Here is a 19,663-nt window from a genome sequence, read left to right on the forward strand (position 1 = left end):
GAGGTGGGTGAGTGGCGATGGGACGCCAGGTTCCCGCGGTGGCGAGAGCGCTGGACATACTGGAGCTGTTCCTGACGGGCGACGAGACGCTCGCCGCCCCGGACGTCGTCCGCAGGCTGGGCCTGCCGCGCACCACCGTCCACGAACTGCTCACGACCCTGACCGCGCGGCACTACCTCGCGCCCGCCCCCGAACACCCCGGCCGCTACCGGCTCGGCGTGCGCACCTACCAGCTGGGCAGCCGGTACGCCGAACAGCTCGACCTCGCCGCCGAAGGCCGCCAGGTCGCCCGCGAGGTCGCCGAGATCTGCGACGAGACGGTCCACGTCGCCCTTCTGGAAGACACCGACGTCATCTACGTCGCCAAGGTCGACTCCACCCACGCCGTCCGCATGGTCTCCGCCGCCGGCCGCCGCCTGCCCGCCCACTGCACCGCCGTCGGCAAGATGCTGCTCGCCTCCCTGCCGCCGGTCGAACTGGACAGCCGGATCGACGGGCGCGAACTCGTCGCGATGACACCGCACAGCATCACCGCCCACGACGCGCTCCGCGCGGCCCTCGCCGAAATCCGCGAGCGCGGGATCGCCGTCGAGCACCGGGAGTCCAACCCCGACGTGAGCTGCGTCGCCGCACCCGTGCGCGACAGCTCCGGGCGCGTGGTGGCGGCGCTCTCCGTCTCCGTCCCGGTGATCCGATGGAGCGAGGACCGCGAGCGCGACCTCGCCGAGCTGGCCGCCAAGGGCGCCGCCGACCTCTCCGTGCGCCTCGGTCACCGGGGCACCCGTTGACGGCCGAACTGGCCGTCGCCGTACGGGAACAGACGGCGCTGGGGGAGGGGCCCACCTGGGACGCGGCGGCGCGCAGGCTGATCTGGGTCGACATCCTCGGCTCGCGCGTCCACACGTACACGCCGGAGACGGGCCGGCGCACCGTCATGGCCGCCGAGCAGCACGTGGGCGCGGCCAAACCCCGCGCCGACGGCGGCCTGGTCGTCAACCTCAGGGACGGGATCGGGAGTTACGCGCCGGACGGCTCCTTCACCTGGCTGCTGCGCGACCCGGTCCCGGGTCGGCGCGCCAACGACGCGGCCGTCGCCCCGGACGGTTCCCTGTGGGCGGGCACCATGCGCTACGACGAGGCGCCCGGCGGCGGCACCCTGGTCCGCCTCGCCCCCGACGGCACCGCCCGCGAGATACTCCCTTCGGTGACCGTCAGCAACGGCATCGGCTGGAGCCCGGACGGCTCCCTCCTCTACTACGTGGACAGTCCCACCCGCCGCATCGACGTCTGCCCGGCTGACGCCGAACTCGCTACACACCGGCGCCCGTTCGCGACGATCGAAACCGGCGCGGGCTACCCCGACGGACTCACCGTGGACGCGGACGGCTGTGTATGGGTCGCTCTCTGGGACGGCGCCCAACTCCGCCGCTACACCCCCGACGGCAGCCTGGACCGCGTCGTCCCCCTCCCGGTCCGGCACCCCACGGCATGCGCCTTCGGCGGCCCGGACCTCCGCGACCTCTACATCACCACCGCCCGCACCGGCCAGGCGCGACCGCACCCGCTCGCCGGCTCCCTGCTGGTCCTGCGCGACGCGGGACAGGGTCTCCCGAGCGTCGCCTTCGGGGCGACTACGCCGTGACCCGCGCGTTGTCGATGAACAGGTGCAGCCCGCCGTCCTCCGGACAGCGCAGGCCGACGGACATCGCGCGCACCGACGCGCTCTCGTCGAGGACCAGCCCGACGGCCACCTGGAACACCTTGTGTCCCTCGGGGCACCAGAAGTAGTCCGCCGGCTCGGCGGCCGGGTCGGGGGTTCCCTCGGTGGGCGCGAGCTTCCACGGGTAGGCGCTCGCTCGCCCGAAGACGCGGGTCACATCCCCGTCCTGCACCCCGATCGGCAGGAGACAGCCCCAGCAGTGGCACTCGCCGGCCCACACCTCGTACACGGCCGACTCGAACTCCCCCGCACTGCACGCCTCGCACACGACCGACGCCGTCACGACCTGCCCGCCCGGCAGTTCACGCGCTGCCCCGCGCACCATCCGCACCAGCTCGTCACGTCCGGTGTCCCCGGCTCCCACCGGCCCCGCACTCCACCCGTTTTCATGATCCATGACACCCATCCTGGCATCCAGTGCCTTCCGACCCAGGAGCGCGACGACCCCACCCGGCTGGTCAGTCGAGCGCCTCGCGCGCCTTGTCCGCTCTGGCGTGTGCCTCTCGGGAGGCGTCGGCCGCCTTCTTCGCCGCAGCGCGGGCTTCGCGACGGGCGGACTGCGCCCGGCGCAGCTCTTCTTCGAGACTGGCCACCTGGGCGTTCGCCTCGGTCGCGCGAGCCTCCGCCGCCCGGAGGTCCTCGTCCCGCAGGGTGGCTTCCGCGGCCGCCTTCTCCGCCGCCTCGCGGGCGCGGGTGTCGGCTTTGGCGGGTTTGGCGGGTTTGGCGGGCGGGGCGGACTTCGCGGGCTTGGTGGGTGGTCGCGGCGGGAGGCTGTCCGGGGTGATGCCGCCGAAGCCCACCGGGGCTTCCGGGGGCTTCGCGAGGCGGCCGGCCGACCACTCCGCCGCGATGTCCGGGTCGGCGAGCACCGCACGCAGGAGCTGCTCCACCTCCTCCTTGACCGAGGCGCTCAGCGGGTGCCCCGCCTCCTCGGCGAGCGCCGCCGTCGCGCGGACCTCCGCCGCGATGACCTTGTTCTGCTGCCCGGACGCCTCGCGGAACGTCTTCGGGTCCAGGAGTCGGTGGGCCTCCTGGAGGGTCTCGCCGAGGGCGAGCAGCCGTCGGACGTCCTCCGGCCGTTCCCGTACGAACCGGTTCGAGGCCCAGGCGGCGAGGGTGGGCCGGCGCAGCGCCGCGATCCGCTTCGCGCCGGCGGGGTCCTCCGCGCTCCGCGCCTCGGCCGCCCGGGCGTCCCGGGACGCGACGAATTCGCCCGGTGCCACCCCGTACAGCTCATCGATGACCTGCTCGACGTCCATGGACCTCACTGTGCACGACCGCGCCGCCGCGAGCCGGGAACGGCCCCGCGACGGCGCGGTCGGCGAGCACGGCCGAACGAGCGCGGCCGCCGAGCGAGGTCAGCCGGTGACCCCGGCCGTGATCGAGGTGAACTGCCAGTCGCTCTGGGCGATGCCCGAGCAGTTGCTCGTCACCCCGCCGCCCGCGCAGCCCCGGTCGCGGTTGACGGACCAGAAGACGAGCCGCGCGATGTGATTCGTGTTCGCCCAGTCGCGGATGCTCGTCCAGGTCTGCGGGCCGGTGAGCTCTTGCTGGTCGGAGAGGCCGTTCATGCCCGAGATGCCGAGGTGGGCGTAGGCCATGGCGTCGTCCCAGCCGAAGACCGCCTTCAGCTTGTCCTTCAGGCCGTTGGCCGCGTTCACGGTGTTGCCGTACATGTCGGCACCGCCGCCGAAGTCGAACGGCATGATGGTGAAGACGTCGATGTCCGCGTCGAGCGCCTTCGCCTGCTCGATCAGCCGGTTGCCCCAGTACGTCGGGCCGGTCGTCGAGGTGCCGAAGGTGAAGATCGTCCTGAGCCCCGGGTTGTTGGCCTTGACGGTCTTCAGCGCGGTCAGGACCTTGTCCTGGACGGCCGCGTTCTCGAAACTCGTCGGTGTTCTCGATGTCGACGTCGATCGCCTTGAGCCCGTACGCGTCGATCACCTTCTGGTACGCGCCCGCCAGGTCGGCCGCCGTCGCGCAGTTCGGGCCGAGCTTGTTGCCCGACCAGCCGCCGATCGACGGGACGATGTCGCCGCCGGCCGCCCGGATGCCGGTGGAGCGCAGATTGCCGGGCACGCTCGGTGCCTGGGTGTCGTCGCCGCCTCCGCCGCCCGGTCCGTCGAGGCTGACGTCGTCGGCGTAGTAGGTGCCCTGGCCGTACCACCCGTGGGTGTAGATGGTCGCGCTGGTCTGCGAGGCACCGGTGGTGAAGCTCAGCGAGAGCTGGGTGTACGAGGCGGCGGACGGTGTCCAGGTGGAGCCGCCGCCGTCCACCCCCAGGTAGACGTACGCGCCCCGGACCCAGGCGGAGAGGGTGTACGCGGTGTTGGGCTGGACCGCCACGGTCTGGCTGCACTTGGCGTTGTCGCTCGCGCTCGCCGCCCCGGCGAGGGCCTTCGTACCGGAGTGCGTGGGGGTGGAGACGACGGAGCCGAGCCCACCGGTGCACGACCAGCCGGAGAGTGTGCCGGCCTCGAAACCGGCGTTGGTGAGCAGGTTCGCGGCCTGCACCGACTGGGGCAGCGCGACCACACCGGTCGCGCCGAGCAGCACACGCCGCGTCCGCGGCGCTCACCCCTCCGTCGCCTCGCCTGCGTCCTTCCCTGCCTCCGAGTCCGCCGCCTCCCCCTCACCCTCGCCGTCACCCGTCGCCCCGCCCGCCTCCCGCAACGCCACCCGCACCGACCAGATCACCGACACCAGCGGCACCGCCACCACGGCGCCCACCACACCGGCGGCGATCGCGCCCGCGATCACCGAGATCGCCACCACCAGCGGGTGCAGCCGCACCGCCCAGCTCATGACGAGCGGGTGCAGCAGATGGCCCTCGATCTGACCGATGATCACGATCAGGCCGACCACGATCGCCGCGATCCACGGGCCCTGCGAGGCCAGGGCCACGACCGCCGCGACCGCGAGGGCGACCGGCGAACCGATCAGCGGTACGAACGCGGCGACGAACTCCAGGAGCGCCAACGGCACCGCAAGGGGTACCCCGAGGAGCCAGAGGGCGAGCCCGACGAGGGTCGCGTTCACCGCCGCGACCAGCACGATCCCGTGCGTGTAGCCGGTGAACGTACGCCAGGCCGCCCGGCCGCCGACGTCCAAGTGCTCGCGCACACGGTCCGGCAGCTGGTCCTTCAGCCACACCCACTGCCGGTCTCCCGAGTGGATGAAGAACACCGAGCAGAAGAGCGCGAGGGCCAGCGTCGTGAGGACCGCGACCAGTCGGTGGGCGCCGCTCATCGCCTCGCTGATGAGGGCCGAGCGGTGGCTCGACAGGAACTGCCCGATCCTGCTCTGCACATCCGTCAGCGCCTCCGGGTTCAGCCGGAAGGGCGGCCGCTCCAGCCAGTCCTCGATCCGGTCGATGCCGTCCCGGAACTCCCGTACCAGCGTCGTCCGCTCGCCCTCCACCGCCTCACCGACCAGGGCGAGGACGCCCAGGACCAGCGCGAGGCTGCCGAGGAGGGTGAGGGCGACCGCCAGCGGGCGGGGGAGCCCCTTGGCGACGATGTCCGCCACCGGGCGCAGCAGTGCCGTGATCACCAGACCGAGGAAAACGGCCACCCCGATCTCGTGGAAGCGCCCGAGCAGCGCGAACAGGCTGTACACCAGCGCGCCGACGACGAGCAGGCGCCAGGCGTAGGCGGCGGCGGTACGGAGGAACGGGATCACCTGCGGCGGTGTGCCAGGCTGCATTCCGACGACGTACCACCATGGGCCGGGCCGCCCACGCCCGCGGCCCGGGATTCGGCCGACCGGCGGCAGGAGGGGCGCGTACCGGGTGAACCGCGCGCCCCCGCCGGTGTCGTCGCCCGAGCGTCCGGCGGCGACGGTGACCATCGGGAGGTGAGTGTCGTCCTGCCGGTCCTCTTCGCCGTGTGCGCCGCGTTCAGCAACGCGCTCGCCACGGTGCTGCAGCGCCGTGCCGCGCTCACCGTCCGTCAGACCGACTCGTTCCGGCCCGGCCTGATCCTCGATCTGCTGAAGCGCCCGCTCTGGCTCGCCGGGATCCTCGCCGTCATCGTCGCAGGCGTGGGGCAGGCGGCGGCCCTGGCGACCGGCCCGCTTTCGCTCGTACAGCCGCTGTTCGTGCTCGAGCTGCCGCTCGCGCTGCTGATCGCCTCCCTGATGACACGGGAGCGGCTGCCGAAGGCCCAGTGGGGTGCCGTGGCGGCGGTGGTGGTCGGTCTCGGGGTGGCCCTCATGGCAGCCTCGCCCGACGGGAACCGCACGCACGTGCCGCTCGACCGCTGGATCCCGGCGCTCGCGATCGCCGCCGGCGCGGTCGTCGCGCTGACGGTGGCCGGACTGCGGAGGCCGGCCGGGCGCGCCCGCGCCGGGTGTCTCGGCGCCGCCACCGCCATCTGTTACGCCCTCACCGCGGGCCTGATGAAGACGTCCATGCACATCCTGGACGACGACGGCCTGGCCGGGTTCCTGACGGCCTGGCAGACGTACGCCTTCTGTGCGGCCGGGATCGCGGCGCTCCTGCTGCTCGAACACGCCATGCAGGGCGGGCCGCTGGTCGCCTCCCAGCCCGCGCTCACGCTGGGCGACGCCACGGTGAGCCTGATGCTGGGGATCCTGATCTACGAAGAGGACGTACGCGTGGGCTGGTGGCTCGTACCGGAGGTGCTGGGCGTCGGTCTGGTCGTCGTCGGCGTGTTCGCGCTCGCGCGGAAGGAGGCGCCGGCATGACCGGTGAGGCCGCTCCGACCGTACGGAGCACCTCCCGCCACCCGCGGCGCCTCGGCTATGTCGCCGCGGCCGTCGTCTTCGCCATCGGCATGGCCGGCACGACGATTCCCACCCCGCTGTACGGTCTCTACCGCGAGGAGCTGGGCTTCTCCGAGCTGATGGTGACGGTCATCTTCGCCAGCTACGCCGTCGGAGTCATCGCCACCCTCCTGCTCGTGGGCAACCACTCCGACCGGGTGGGCCGCCGGCCCGTCCTGTGGGCGGCGCTGGGGTTCGCCGCCGCCAGCGCGCTCTGCTTCCTCTTCGAGGGCGGGCTGCCCTTCCTCTTCGCCGGCCGGCTCCTGTCGGGCTTCTCGGCCGGGCTGCTGAGCGGGGCGGGCACGGTCACCGTGCTCGAACTGGCGCGGCCCGACCGCAAGTCCCGCGCGGGCTTCGCCGCGACCGCCGCGAACATGGGCGGTCTCGGCTGCGGACCGCTCCTCGCCGGGCTCCTCGCGGAGTACGCACCGGAGCCGCTGATCCTGCCGTTCCTCGTCCACCTCGGCCTGGTCGCCGTCGCCTGCGTCATCGTGCTCCTCCTGCCGGAGACCGTCGAGCATCCCCGGCTCCGCAGCCGGCTGCGGCCGCAGGGGCTCTACGTACCGCCCGAGGTCCGCAGCGTCTTCACGCCCTCGGCGCTGGCCGCCTTCGCCGGGTTCGCGCTGCTCGGCCTCTTCACCGCGGTGGCCCCGAGTTTCGTCGCGCAGACCCTCGACATCACCAACCACGCCGTCTCGGGCCTGGTGGTCTTCTCGGTGTTCCTCGCCTCGACCGTGGGCCAGTCGTGGACGGCCCGCATGCCCGGGCGGGTCGCCCTGCCGCTCGGCTGCGCGGTCCTGGTGCTCGGGCTGCTCCTCGTCGGCGCGTCCCTGTGGGCGGAGACCCTGCCGCTCCTGGTGGCCGGCGCGGTCTGCGGCGGGATCGGGCAGGGGCTCGCCTTCCGAGCCGGACTGACCGCCGTCGGCGAGGCCGCCCCTCCCGCGCACCGGGCGGCGACGGTCTCCTCGTTCTTCGTCGTCGCCTACACGGGCATCTCGCTGCCGGTCGTGGGCGTCGGCGCGCTGACGATGTGGCTGGGCCTGGACGCCGCCGGGCTGATCTTCACGGGCTGCGTGACCCTGCTCGCCACGGCCACCGGCCTCTACCTGGCGCGGGGCATCCGGGAGCCGGATCAGCGCAGCTGACGGCGGACCAGTTCGTGGAAGAGCCCGGTCGTGTCCGCGAGCAGCTCGGCCGGTGACCCCTGCTGGACGATCCGGCCGTCCGCCATGGCGATCACCCGGTCGGCATCCATGATCGTGGAAAGCCGGTGGGCGATCACCACCCGGGTGGCGTTCAGGGCCCGCGTGGACTCGATCACCACCCGCTGCGCCTCGTTGTCGAGCGCGCTCGTGGCCTCGTCGAAGAAGAGGACCCGGGGCCTGCGGATCAGCGCCTGGGCGATCATCAACCGCTGCCGCTGACCGCCCGAGATGGTGCCGCCGCCGTCGGACAGCATCGTGTGCATGCCCATCGGCATGGCCTTGATGTCCTCGGCAAGGCCCGCCATCGCGGCCGCCGCCCACGCGTCCTCGAGCGGGAACGTCTCGGCGCCGCAGATGCAGTCGAGGATCGTGCCGGAGAACGGCTGCGCGTTCTGCAGGACGACACCGCACTGGCGGCGCACGGCCGCCTGGTCGAGCGCCCCCAGGTCCTGCCCGTCGTAGCGCACGCTGCCGGACGAGGGCCGGTCGAAGCCGATGAGCAGCCGCAGCAACGTCGACTTGCCGCAGCCGCTGGCGCCGACGACCGCCACGAACTCGCCCGGACGCACCTGGAAGTCGACCCCGTCGAGAACCAGGGGACCGTCATCGGTGTAGCGGAAGGACAGGTTCTCGGCCTCGATCGCCCCGCTCAGCTCGCCGGGCTGGGCGCTGGAGCCCCGGACCTCGGGCGTCTCCTGGAACACCGGCCTGACCTGTTCGAACATCGGCTGCACGGCGGCGGCGGACAGGAGCGCGCCGGTGAGCTGGGTGACCGAGGACAGCAGCATCGTCACGGCGGTGCTGAACGTGAGGAACTCACTGGCGGACATCGAGCCCCGGGCCGGTCCGGCGAGGAGCATGAACATCACGAGCGTGCAGAGCGGCAGACAGACCGCGCCGAGCACCGTGAGGACGTTCGCGATCCGCCCGACCCGCTGCTGCAGCTCCCGGGTCCGGGCGAACTCGCCCGCCCAGGCCGCGTACGCGAAGCTCTCGGCCGCCGCGACCCGCAGCTTGGGCAGCCCGCGCAGGGTCTGGAACGCCTGGTTGTTGAGCTTGTTGCCGAGCCGGATCAGCCGCCGCTGATAGCGCAGCTGCCACAGCCCCAGGCCCAGGAACACCGCCGCGACGACGGCCAGCATGGCGAGCGCGGCGAGGGCCAGGGGCACGCTGTACACCAGCAGCAGAACCAGGTTCATCGTGCCGACGGTGCCGGCCTGGACGACCACCGGGCCGGTGCCGGACAGCACCCTGCGGATGGCGCTGATGCCCATGGCCGCACTGGCCAGCTCGCCGGTGGAGCGGCCCGCGAAGAACCGGGTCGGCAGGCGCAGCAGCCGGTCCCAGACGGCCGGCTGGAGCGTGGCCTCGATACGGCCCTCCAGGCGCAGGATGGTGACGTTCTGCAGCAGCATGAAGGCGGCCGAGACGACGGCGGTCGCGAGGATCGCGAGCGCGGTCTGCACGATGAGCCCGGTCTCGCCCCGGGGCACGTAGTCGCCGAGCACCTTGCCCGTGGCGATGGGCACAAGGGCGCCCAGACCGACCGCCACCAGACCGGAGAGCAGCAGCATCCGCAGCTCCGACCGGGTGCCCCGCACGCTGAAGCGCAGCAGCGGAAGCAGGCCCAGCGGCCGGTCGGGCAGCGGACGGTAGAGCATGACGGCGCGCGGCGCGACCGAGGAGGCGCCCGCCTTCCCGAGGCGCTCGCGCGTGCCGGTGGCGGGGTCGACGATCTCGTACCGGCCGCGCCTCCACAGGAGCGCGACCGGGGCCTCGTCCGCCTCGCGCCGCCCGACCAGGGGCCCGCTGTTCTCCCGCCACCAGCGGCCGTCGAGCCGGACGACCCGGGTACGGATCCGGGAGGCGAGCGCGACGCGCTCGACGGGGTCGAGGCGGCCGGGGAGGCCGCTCGCCTCCGCCGCCCCGGCCAGCGTGATCCGGGCCTCCTCGGCGACCAGCCGGCAGACGGCGTACGTGGCGTCGTCGCTCGCGCGCCCCCGCTCGCCGGACGCGCCGGACGCGCCCGACCGGCCGATGGAGGCGAGCAGCGCCCTGTCCGCCTGCGTACGGGCGGCCCGGCCGGCCTCGATCCCGGCCGCCGTCCGGTCCTCGTGGGCGCGCTCGAGCTCCTCGATCCAGCTGTCCAGGGCGTACAGCAGCCGGTACTGCTGGTCGACCATCCCCTGCCACATCGTCGGCTCGACGAGGAGTGTCCCGGCGGCGTCGTCGCCGTACCCCTCGTAGGCGGCCCCGTAGAGGACGCTGCCGGGGGCGATCTGCATCCACAGGATGTCGTCGTCCTCGCCGGCGGATTCGCTGCCCGCGCCGCCGTCCAACGGCGCCTGGTACAGCACCCGCAGGCCGCGCCCGATGCCGAGCGCGAAGGCGTGCTCCAGCGGGCTCAGGCGCGGCTCGGCCGTCCCGTAGGGGTCCTGGTCGGCGTACCACTGACCGCCGTACCACTGGCCCCCCTGCGCCTGACCGCCGTACGCCTGAGCTCCGTAGGCGTACGGCTGCAGTTCGCGCAGCTCCACGTGGCGCAGCAGGCAGCCCTCCAGGGGGCGCCCGATCAGCGTGTGCTCGGGTCCGTCCACAGGGCCGAGCAGCAGCGTGCCCGCCTCCAGGCGGCCCAGGAAGTGCCAGGGGCCGAGCTGCGCGGCGTCCACGGCGAACAGGTCCATGGCGCCGTCGACGACGAGCCACAGCACGTGCGGGCCTTCGAGGGGGACGCTGCCCAGGCCGGTGCAGTCGACCGCCGTGCCCAGGCCGCCCATGGCGGCGACCACGGGGTCGACGCCGACGGTCGTCGGCTGGTGAGGGAACGTCACCTCAGTGCTCCTTGACGAGTTCGGCGTACGCGCCCCCGGCCGCGACCAGCTGGGCGTGCCGGCCGCGCTCCACGACCGTGCCCCGGTCGAGGACGAGGATCTCGTCGCTGTCCCGCACCGTGCTCAGCCGGTGCGCGATGACCACGCAGGCGCAGCCGCGCCGCCGCAGGTTGTCGATGATGATCTGCTCGGTCGCCGCGTCCAGGGCGCTGGTCACCTCGTCGAGGACCATGACGCTGGGGCGGCGCACGAGCGCCCGGGCGATCTCGAGCCGCTGGCGCTGCCCGCCGGAGAAGTTGCGGCCGTCCTGCTCCACTCGGCTGTGGATGCCCCCGGGCCGACGGGCGACCACGTCGTACACGGCCGCGTCCTCCAGGGCGGCGACCACGGCCTCGTCCGGGACGGAGGGGTCCCACAGCGCGATGTTGTCGCGGACCGTGCCCTCGAAGAGGAAGACGTCCTGGTCGACGAAGGAGACGGAGGCGGCGAGCGCGCTGCGCGGAATGTCCTCCAGCCGCATCCCGTCGATCCGGACGGCGCCCTCCCAGGGGGCGTACAGGCCCGAGATCAGCCGGGAGACCGTCGACTTGCCGCTGCCGGAGCCGCCCACGAGCGCCACCTGCTGCCCGGGGCCGACCGAGAGCGTGAAGCCCGTGAGCAGCGGGGCGTCCAGCGGGCTGTAGCCGAAGGTGACGCCGTCCAGCTCCACATGGCCCTTGAGCCGCCGGGTCCTGGCCTGCGGCTCACGCCGGGTGTACACCGGGTCGACGGGGAAGTTCTCGACGTCCTTGAGCCGGGCGACGTCGGCCGCGAAGTCCTGGATCCGGCCCGCGACGCCGTTGAGGCGGGTGATGGGCGCGGTGAAGCTGGTCACCAGGGACTGGAAGGCGACGAGCAGACCGACCGTGAGATGGCCCTCCACCGCCCGCAGACCGCCGATCATCAGGATCAGCGCGCTGTTGAGCGCGGCCAGGGTGGGCGCGACGACCGCCAGCCAGGCGGTGGGCACGCCGAGCCGCTGCTGCACGTCGAGGGTGGTCGCGTGCTGACCGGCCCAGCGGCGGAAGAAGCCGTTCTCCCCACCGGTCGCCTTCATCGTCTCGATCAACTGGAGGCCGCTGTACGCGGTGTTGGTCAGCCGGGCGCTCTCGGCGCGCAGCTTCTGCGTGCCGGTGGCCCGCAGATGGAGCACGACCCGCATGGCCACCACGTTGAGCAGCGCCACGGCCACGCCGACGACGGTCAGTTGGGGGTCGTACGTCCACAGCAGCACGGCGTAGAGCAGCACCACGACGGCGTCCACGCCGGCGGCCGCCAGGTCGCGGGCGAGGGTCTCGGCGACCGCGTCGTTGGACTGCAGCCGCTGGACCAGGTCGGCCGGGTTGCGCTGGGCGTAGAACGTGAGGGGGAGCCTGAGCAGGTGCCGAAGGAAGCGGGCGCTGCCCAGGGTGGAGGAGATGATCCGCCCGCGCAGCAGGTTGGCCTGCTGGATCGCGGTGAGCGTCGCGGTGAGGACGAGGGCGGTCGCCATCGCCGCGAAGAGCACGCCGAGCAGCGAGGTCTGGTTCCCGATGAGGAACATGTCGATGTACGTACGGCTCAGCGCGGGCACCCACGCGCCGACGAGCACGAGCAGCAGGCTGGAGACGACGGCGGCGGCCATCGTGCCGGACGTGCCGCGCAGCCGGGCCGGCAGCCCGCCCATGACGCCGGGCTTGCGCCCACCGCGCCGGAACCCGGGGCCCGGCTCGAAGGTGAGGACGATCCCGGTGAAGCTCGTGTCGAACTCCTCCATGGGGACGAACCGGCGCCCCTTGCCGGGGTCGTTGACGTACACGCCCCTGCGGCCGAAGCGGCGCCCCATGCCGTCGTAGACGACGTAGTGGTTGAACTCCCAGAACAGCACGGCCGGGGCCGCCACGTCGGCGAGGGCGGCCAGGTCCATCTGCATGCCCTTGGCCTGGAGACCGTAACCGCGTGCCGCCTTCAGGAGGTTGCTCGCCCGGGACCCGTCGCGCGAGACACCGCAGGCGATGCGCAGCTCCTCCAGGGCGACGAAGCGGCCGTAGTGGCCGAGGACCATCGCCAGGGCGGCCGCGCCGCACTCGACGGCCTCCATCTGGAGCACGGTCGGCGTGCGGACGGTCCGGGTACGGCGGCCCGTGGGCACGGGCGCCCGACGGCGCCGGGCGGGCGGGAGCCGGCGCGCCGAGGCCCGGGACCCGGAGCGGGAGCGGGACCGGCCCTGCGGGGACTCGGTGGGGGCGCTCACGGCAGCAGCCAGTCGACGGGCCGCTGCGCGGAGAGGTGGACGGCGCCCGTGACGGGCGTACCGGAGTCGAGCGTGTGCGGCGGGCCGTCCGCGGAGGACCAGGCGTAGCCGGAGGCGGTCGCGGCGGAGCGGTCGAGGGCGACCAGGACGGCGACCGGGTTGCCCTGCCCGGCGAAGCGTTCGGCGAGCCCGCTGTCGCCGAGGAAGGAGCCGATCTGCTCGCGCGTCTGGGGCGTGCGGCTCACCGCCTTGACGTGGCCCCGCAGGACGCCGAAACGGTCGCGCGGGGCGGACTGGACGCCGAGGTCGACGGAGGCGCCCACCCGGACGGTCGCGGCGCTGTCGCCGGGGAGGTAGAGGACGGCGACCAGGGGCGCGTCCCGGTCCGTCACGCGCTCCACCGTCGCCACGTCCGCCCCGGTGGTGACGACCTGTCCCATCCGGGCGAAGAGCGTGGTCACCCGGCCGCCGGCCACGGCGTGCACGGGCCGGTCCCCCTGGTCGGTACGGACGGTCAGCACGGGCGCTCCGGGGGCGACGGGGCGGCCCTCCTCGACGAGGACCTCGGTGACCTGTCCGGCGACTGGACTCTGCAGCAGGTAGCTGCCCTCGGCGTGCGTGAGGACGCCGGACGCGCTCAGCTTGGCGGCCACCGTGCCGGTGAGGGCCCAGTAGCCGGCGACGGCCATGACGACGACCGTGACGGCGAGCACGAGGCGGCCCGGCGGGCGGGCGAATCGCACGGGCACATCGAGTTCTTCGGGCGATTGCAGCTTGGAAAGCGCCTTCTGGCGGAACTGCACGGACTATTCCCTCGACTGCATTCGTACGGGCGGACACGGGGGGTGTACGCGGGGAGTACACGGGGTGCCCGCAAACCCCGGAACGGGGAAGTTCCGGGGTTTGCGGGCGGTGTTCGGCTCAGAGGCCGGCGATGCCGGTGATGCCGGTGGCGTTCACGGAGACACCGGTGACGCCCTGGGCCAGGCCGGGGACGCCGCCGGCGAGGGCGGTGACGCCCTGGACCGTCTCGAGCGAGCCGACGGTGCCGAGCAGGCCCGTGACGTCGCTGGTCACGGCGCCGCCGAGGCCACCGGAGACGGAGACCAGACCGCCGGACACGGCGTCGAGGTCGGCGTCGGAGATCTCAACGGTCTCAAGGTCGTGACGCATGATGCGCACCCTTCATTTGTTGGGGGGAATCCGTTTCTGCGGCCGCAGGGCGCTGATCAAAGCACGCGAACGGGTGAGTGGACCAATTCAGTTGACGTCGCCACGTGCACGGTTGTGTTCCTGGGGAAACGGCCGTGCCGCCATATTCACGGAACGCCGACATCTTCTCCGCAGGAACGAGTAACACATTTCGAGGCGCCGAAGAGGGTGCGGTACCAACCGGACAGAACGGCGCCGTCCTGACGATTTCCGAACGGCCCGGGTCGAGGAACGGTGAAGGGGGCCGACGTCAACACACGCATGTTGTGCAGGTTTTCGGCAGGTGCGCGCGGCCGAACGCCTGCACAATGCGGAGGTGAGCGATGACGACCCGTACCTGTGGCTGGAAGACGTCGAGGGTGAGGCCGCCCTGGCGTGGGTGGCCGAGCGGAACGCCGAGACCGCGGCCGAGCTGGCCGCCGACGGCGGCTTCGACACCCTCAAGGAACGGCTGCGGGAGGCGCTGGACGCCTCGGACCGCATCCCGTACACCGCCCGGCGCGGCGCGTTCCTCTACAACTTCTGGCGGGACGCCGACCATGTGCGGGGAGTGTGGCGGCGCACGACCCTTGAGCGGTACCGCAAGGACGAACCGGAGTGGGAGGTCCTCCTCGACGTCGACGCGCTCGCCGACGCCGAGGGCGAGAAGTGGGTGTGGGGAGGTGCCAGGGTCCGGCGGCCCGAGGACGACCTCGCGCTGGTGTGCCTCTCGCGCGACGGCGGGGACGCCGTGGAGGTCCGCGAGTTCGACCTCGCTGCCCGAGCCTTCGTCGAGGGCGGTTTCCGGGTGGCGGAGGCGAAGACGCGGATCGGGTGGATCGACGCCGACACCGTCTTCGTCGGCACGGACCACGGGCCTGGCTCGCTGACCGACTCGGGGTATCCCCGTACGGTCCGCCGATGGCGCCGGGGCACGACCCTGGAGAGCGCCGACCTGGTCTTCGAGGCCGAACCGGGCGACGTGTCGGCCTGGGGGCTGCGCGACACCACACCCGGCTTCGAGCGGGACTTCGTCGGCCGCGCGCAGGACTTCTACCGCAGCGAGACCTACCTCCTGACCGCCGACGACGACCTTGTGAAGATCGAAGTCCCCGACGACGCGCGGGCGTACGCCCACCGCGACCACCTGATCGTCACCCTCAAGTCCGACTGGCTCGGCCGCCCCGCCGGCTCCCTGCTCGCCTTCGACTTCGACGCCTTCCTCGCGGGCGACCGCACCCACGAGGTGCTCTTCACACCGGACGAGCGGACGGCCCTGGCCGGGCACTCGTGGACCCGCCATCACCTCCTCCTGGAGACGATGTGCGACGTCAGCGCCCGCATCGAGATCCTCACGCCGGAAGGCGGCGAAGGCGGCGGCTGGGCGCGCCGGCCGCTCACCGACGTACCGCCGCTCTCCGCCGTCACCGTCGTCGACACCGACCCCGACGTCTCCGACGAGTACTTCCTGGACGTCTCCGGCTTCCTCCAGCCCTCCACCCTCTACCGGGGGAGCGTCGGCGGGGACACCGAGATCCTCAAGCAGGCCCCGGCCCGCTTCGAGGCCGCGGGCCTTGCCGTGGACCAGTTCTTCGCCACGTCCCGGGACGGCACCCGCGTGCCGTACTTCGTCATCGGCCCGGACCGCACCACCGGGAGCCACAGGCCCGGGCCCACCCTCCTCTACGGCTACGGCGGCTTCGAGGTCTCCCTCACCCCCGGGTACGGATCGGTGCGCGGCCGCGCCTGGCTGGAGCGGGGCGGCACCTACGTGATCGCGAACATCCGGGGCGGCGGGGAGTACGGACCTGACTGGCACCAGGCCGCGCTCCGCGCGAACCGGCCCCGCGCCTTCGAGGACTTCGCCGCCGTCGCCGAGGACCTCGTCGCGCGCGGCATCACCACCCCGGCGCGACTCGGGGCCGTCGGCGGCAGCAACGGCGGGCTGCTCATGGGCGCGATGCTCACCCGCCGCCCCGAGCTGTTCGGGGCGATCGTCGCCCAGGTGCCGCTGCTCGACATGACCCGCTTCCACCGGCTCCTCGCGGGCGCATCCTGGATCGCCGAGTACGGCGACCCGGACGACGAGGCCGACCTGCCCCACCTCCGCGCCCTCTCCCCGTACCACCAGCTCGCCGCGGACCGCGCCTACCCGCCGGTCCTGTTGATGACCTCCACCCGCGACGACCGCGTCCACCCGGGCCACGCCCGCAAGACGGCCGCGCGCCTGCGCGAGCTGGGGCACCGGGTGCTGCTCCACGAGAACACGGGCGGCGGCCACGCCGGCGCCAGCGACAACGAGCAGGTGGCGCACAACAACGCCTTGATGCACACGTTCCTGTGGCAGCGGCTCGCCGAAAGTGAAGAAGGCGCACATATTCGGTGAGTGTTTTCCCGGAGTATTGCAGGTCGTGTTGAACTCGCCGTGGTAGCAAGGAGGCCGGGCTTCCCTTTATGGAACCCGGCCCCCGGGGTATGGTCGACCGCGTTCGCACACCCGTGCCAGGAATTCCGAAAAGGAGAGGGAAAACGGGGCACATTCGGACCCCATGCGCGTAGACCGACCGAAAGACGTTCGAGGCGAGGCAAACCGATGGATGGTCCGACCCACACGTCGGCCGACAACGAGAGCTCAGGCGGCATAGGCCGGGACGCAGGCTGGTTCGGGCGCAGCCCCGGCGGCACACCGGGCCCCGCAACGGGCGGCCCTTCGGCCGGCACGGCGCGCCCCGCACCCGGCCCCGCGCCGACCCCCGCTCCTGGCCCCGCGCCCCGCCCCGTACCGAGCCCGGCTCCCGCCCCCGCGCCCCGTCCCGCACCTGCCCCCGCTCCGGCCCGGCCGGCCCCCGAGCCGCCCGAGGACACGTCGGACGCCGCGCTGCTGCGCCGGACGCTCGCCGAGATCGAGCCGATCGCCCACACCGTCACCGGGCACTTCTACGCGCTGCTCTTCCTCAAACACCCCGAGCTGCGCGCCCTCTTCCCCGCCGCCATGGACACCCAGCGCGACCGCCTCTTCGGGGCGCTGCTCACCGCCGCGACCCATGTCGACGACGCCGCCACCCTCACCGCGTACCTCACCCGGCTCGGCAAGGGGCACCGGAAGTACGGGACACAGCCCGAGCACTACCCGGCCGTCGGCGAATGCCTCATCGGCGCCCTCGCCCGCTACGCCCCGCGCAGCTGGGGACCCCGTACAGAAGCCGCCTGGGTCGGCGCCTACACCGCGATCTCCCAGATCATGATCGACGCGGCGGCCGAGGACGAACTGCGCGCCCCCGCCTGGTGGCAGGCCGAAGTGGTCGCCCACGAGATGCGGACCCGGGACGTCGCCGTGGTGACGGTCCGCCCCGACCAGCCCTACCCCTTCCTCGCCGGGCAGTACACCGCCCTGGAGACCCCCTGGTGGCCGCGCGTCTGGCGGCACTACTCCTTCGCCTCCGCGCCCCGCTCCGACGGACTGCTCTCCTTCCACGTCAAGGCAGTCCCGGCCGGCTGGGTCTCCAACGCCCTCGTGCACCGGGCCCGTCCGGGCCATGTCATCCGCCTCGGCGGGCCCTCGGGCTCCATGACCGTGGACCACAGCACCGACAACGGGCTGCTCTGCCTCGGCGGCGGCACCGGCATCGCGCCCATCAAGGCCCTCGTCGAGGACGTGGCCCAGCACGGCAGACGGCGCTCCGTCCAGGTCTTCTACGGGGCGAGACACGGCAACGACCTGTACGACATCGACACCATGCTCCGGCTCCAGCAGTCGCACCCGTGGCTCTCGGTCCGCCCGGTCGTCGACGACGGCCTCGAAGGGCAGCTGTGCGGCCAGCTCCCGGACGCGGTCCACCAGTACGGCCCGTGGCACACGTACGACGCCTATCTCTCGGGACCGCCCGGAATGATCCGGCGCGGCGTCGACACGCTGCTCGGCATCGGCATCCCCACCCACCGCATACGGCACGACTCCATCGAAGAACTGGTCGGGGCACGGAATTGAGCACTTTCGAAGAGACCGGCCACCGGCGGCCGACGCCGGTCCGCACCGCCCGTCCGGGCAGCGACGGCGAACACCAGGTCCAGCGGCGCATGGGGACCACCGAGCGGGCCGACAAGTTCTACGACGAGCAGGTCCTGGACCGGCTCAACCCGCGCATGCGGGAGTTCGTGGCGCGCCAGGAGATGTTCTTCCTGGCCACCGCCGACCGGCACGGGGAGTGCGACAACACCTTCCGGGCCGGACCGCCCGGCTTCCTCCACGTCCTGGACGACCGGACCCTCGCGTACCCCGAGTACCGGGGCAACGGCGTGCACGCCAGCCTCGGCAACATCGAGGAGAACGCCCACGTCGGCATCCTCATGATGGACTTCCTGCAGGACCGCATCGGCCTCCACGTCAACGGCCGGGCCCGGATCGTGCCGGACGACGCCATGCGCCGCGCCCACACCGGGCTCCCCGTCGACCCCGTGCCGGGCCGGCGCGCCCAGGCGTGGGTGGAGGTCACGGTCGAGGAGGCGTACATCCACTGCGCCAAGCACATCCCGCACCTGCGGAAGGTGGACAGGTCCGGCTCCGGACGCGCGTGGGGCACGGACGACGTCCGCCGCAAGGGCGGCGACTTCTTCGGCGCCGCCGCCGACGCTCCCGAGCGGGGCGCGTACGCGCCCCCGCCGCGCGCCGACGCGGAGACCTGGCGGGCGGAGGCGGAGAAGGCCCTGGAGCGGGCCGCCCCGCGCCCGGCGGCGGCCGACGGAGCCGAGGACGAGGAGTTCCACGGCTGGTTCCAGCGCAAGGTGACCGCCTGACCCTCGCCGCGGCGGACGCGGTCCGCGGGCGCCACCCGTTCGGACTCCGGCCCGTCCGCGTCCACGTGGCGGCGGCGACCGATCGGCTTACGGTGGGCGGATGCGACCTGTTCCACGGTGGGCCCTGGTCTCCTCGGGGTGCGCGCCGCTCCTGCTGGCCGGGGGCTGGGTGCTCGCCGCACGCCTCGAGGGGCCCGGGTACGACCCCGCCACCCAGACGATCAGCGTCCTGGCCGCCTACGGGTCCGAGGGGTTCTGGGTGATGACCGGCGCCCTGCTCGCCCTGGGCGTCTGCCATCTGCTGACCGCCTGGGGGCTGCGCCCGGCCGCGCCCGCCGGACGGGTCGCCCTCGCGGCCGGCGGGGTGGCGTCCCTGGCGGTGGCCCTGCTCCCGACACCCAGCAGCGGAGGGTCCCTGCGCCACGGCTCGGCCTCCGCGCTCGGCTTCGCCCTCCTGGCCCTCTGGCCGATCCTGGCCGCCCACCGCGGCCGAGCCGCCCCGTGGGGCCTGCGGCTGGCGCCCGCGCTCGCCGCGACCGCGCTCATGGGGCTCGGGGCGGTCTGGTACCTGATCGAGACGCAACGCCAGGGCGCCCCCGGCGCCGCCGAACGCCTCGTGACCTGCATGCAGTCGCTGTGGCCCTTCCTGGTCGTCACCTCCTGCCTCCGCTTCTCCTCCGACGACCGCACCTGACCGCCTCTGACCTCCCCGACCCTGACCTCCCGACCGACCCCGGCCTCCCGGCCGTTGCGGACCTGGGGACCGCCCCTGACCTTCCCCTGAACCTTCCCCGACCCGGCTCTGACGTCGGGGGAGAGACCTGAAGGAGCCCTGAACAAAGGTCCCTTGTACGGCGTCGGGCAG

Annotated in this window: 15 protein-coding genes and 1 pseudogene; 8 read left to right on the forward strand and 8 right to left on the reverse strand. The window is 73.1% G+C overall.

What is annotated here, in order from left to right; genetic code table 11:
• The first annotated feature begins 17 nt into the window (after nucleotides 1-17).
• Together AB0F56_RS18805 and AB0F56_RS18810 are read left to right on the forward strand one after the other, a co-directional pair.
• Complete coding sequence (locus tag AB0F56_RS18805) at nucleotides 18-788, forward strand: IclR family transcriptional regulator (RefSeq protein ID WP_362010685.1); 771 nt, start codon at nucleotides 18-20, stop codon at nucleotides 786-788.
• Complete coding sequence (locus tag AB0F56_RS18810; protein ID WP_362010688.1) at nucleotides 785-1,642, forward strand: SMP-30/gluconolactonase/LRE family protein; 858 nt, start codon at nucleotides 785-787, stop codon at nucleotides 1,640-1,642. The genes AB0F56_RS18805 and AB0F56_RS18810 overlap by 4 nt, the downstream gene beginning before the upstream one ends.
• Here AB0F56_RS18810 and AB0F56_RS18815 read toward each other — a convergent pair.
• The 4 genes and pseudogenes from AB0F56_RS18815 to AB0F56_RS18830 all read right to left on the reverse strand — a co-directional run bounded on the left by AB0F56_RS18815 (nucleotide 1,632) and on the right by AB0F56_RS18830 (nucleotide 5,425).
• A complete protein-coding gene (locus AB0F56_RS18815) occupies nucleotides 1,632-2,117 on the reverse strand; it encodes a hypothetical protein (RefSeq protein ID WP_362010691.1) in 486 nt (161 codons plus the stop codon). The genes AB0F56_RS18810 and AB0F56_RS18815 overlap by 11 nt on opposite strands.
• 61 nt (nucleotides 2,118-2,178) lie before the next feature.
• Complete coding sequence (locus AB0F56_RS18820; protein WP_362010693.1) at nucleotides 2,179-2,979, reverse strand: hypothetical protein; 801 nt, start codon at nucleotides 2,977-2,979, stop codon at nucleotides 2,179-2,181.
• A 99-nt stretch (nucleotides 2,980-3,078) separates the two neighbouring features.
• Nucleotides 3,079-4,276: pseudogene (locus AB0F56_RS18825) on the reverse strand (carbohydrate binding domain-containing protein).
• A gap of 18 nt (nucleotides 4,277-4,294) precedes the next feature.
• A complete protein-coding gene (locus AB0F56_RS18830) occupies nucleotides 4,295-5,425 on the reverse strand; it encodes an AI-2E family transporter (RefSeq protein WP_362010695.1) in 1,131 nt (376 codons plus the stop codon).
• A 150-nt stretch (nucleotides 5,426-5,575) separates the two neighbouring features.
• On the opposite strand from AB0F56_RS18830, the gene AB0F56_RS18835 reads away from it, so the two are divergent.
• Both AB0F56_RS18835 and AB0F56_RS18840 read left to right on the forward strand, forming a co-directional pair.
• Nucleotides 5,576-6,427 (forward strand): DMT family transporter, encoded by an 852-nt coding sequence (locus AB0F56_RS18835; protein WP_362010698.1) that lies wholly within the window; start codon nucleotides 5,576-5,578, stop codon nucleotides 6,425-6,427.
• The gene (locus AB0F56_RS18840; RefSeq protein WP_362010700.1) at nucleotides 6,424-7,650 is read left to right on the forward strand and encodes an MFS transporter; all 1,227 of its coding nucleotides are present in this window, start codon (nucleotides 6,424-6,426) and stop codon (nucleotides 7,648-7,650) included. Before AB0F56_RS18835 ends, AB0F56_RS18840 begins: the two co-directional genes overlap by 4 nt.
• Here AB0F56_RS18840 and AB0F56_RS18845 read toward each other — a convergent pair.
• The 4 genes from AB0F56_RS18845 to AB0F56_RS18860 form a co-directional block, all read right to left on the reverse strand.
• Complete coding sequence (locus tag AB0F56_RS18845; protein WP_362010896.1) at nucleotides 7,638-10,487, reverse strand: NHLP bacteriocin export ABC transporter permease/ATPase subunit; 2,850 nt, start codon at nucleotides 10,485-10,487, stop codon at nucleotides 7,638-7,640. The two genes, AB0F56_RS18840 and AB0F56_RS18845, sit on opposite strands and share 13 nt — an antisense overlap.
• A 55-nt stretch (nucleotides 10,488-10,542) precedes the next feature.
• Nucleotides 10,543-12,711, reverse strand: a complete 2,169-nt coding sequence (locus AB0F56_RS18850; protein WP_362010899.1) for an NHLP family bacteriocin export ABC transporter peptidase/permease/ATPase subunit — start codon at nucleotides 12,709-12,711, stop codon at nucleotides 10,543-10,545.
• Nucleotides 12,712-12,809: 98 nt separating this feature from the next.
• Nucleotides 12,810-13,616 (reverse strand): HlyD family efflux transporter periplasmic adaptor subunit, encoded by an 807-nt coding sequence (locus AB0F56_RS18855; protein ID WP_362010703.1) that lies wholly within the window; start codon nucleotides 13,614-13,616, stop codon nucleotides 12,810-12,812.
• Nucleotides 13,617-13,734: 118 nt separating this feature from the next.
• The gene (locus tag AB0F56_RS18860) at nucleotides 13,735-13,986 is read right to left on the reverse strand and encodes a hypothetical protein (RefSeq protein ID WP_362010705.1); all 252 of its coding nucleotides are present in this window, start codon (nucleotides 13,984-13,986) and stop codon (nucleotides 13,735-13,737) included.
• A 355-nt stretch (nucleotides 13,987-14,341) separates the two neighbouring features.
• Here AB0F56_RS18860 and AB0F56_RS18865 point away from each other — a divergent pair, with 355 nt between their 5' ends.
• From AB0F56_RS18865 to AB0F56_RS18880, 4 genes are all read left to right on the forward strand, one after another.
• Complete coding sequence (locus AB0F56_RS18865; RefSeq protein WP_362010708.1) at nucleotides 14,342-16,390, forward strand: prolyl oligopeptidase family serine peptidase; 2,049 nt, start codon at nucleotides 14,342-14,344, stop codon at nucleotides 16,388-16,390.
• 207 nt (nucleotides 16,391-16,597) lie between these two features.
• Entirely contained in the window at nucleotides 16,598-17,992 is a 1,395-nt protein-coding gene (locus tag AB0F56_RS18870) for a globin domain-containing protein (RefSeq protein WP_362010710.1), read from the forward strand.
• Between the two features lie 89 nt (nucleotides 17,993-18,081).
• Nucleotides 18,082-18,798 (forward strand): pyridoxamine 5'-phosphate oxidase family protein, encoded by a 717-nt coding sequence (locus tag AB0F56_RS18875; protein WP_362010901.1) that lies wholly within the window; start codon nucleotides 18,082-18,084, stop codon nucleotides 18,796-18,798.
• A 100-nt stretch (nucleotides 18,799-18,898) separates the two neighbouring features.
• Nucleotides 18,899-19,492: a DUF998 domain-containing protein gene (locus tag AB0F56_RS18880; RefSeq protein WP_362010713.1), complete on the forward strand. Its 594-nt coding sequence runs from the start codon at nucleotides 18,899-18,901 to the stop codon at nucleotides 19,490-19,492.
• Nucleotides 19,493-19,663: the final 171 nt, after the last annotated feature.

The organism is Streptomyces sp. NPDC026092, from assembly GCF_040638605.1.
Classification (GTDB): domain Bacteria; phylum Actinomycetota; class Actinomycetes; order Streptomycetales; family Streptomycetaceae; genus Streptomyces.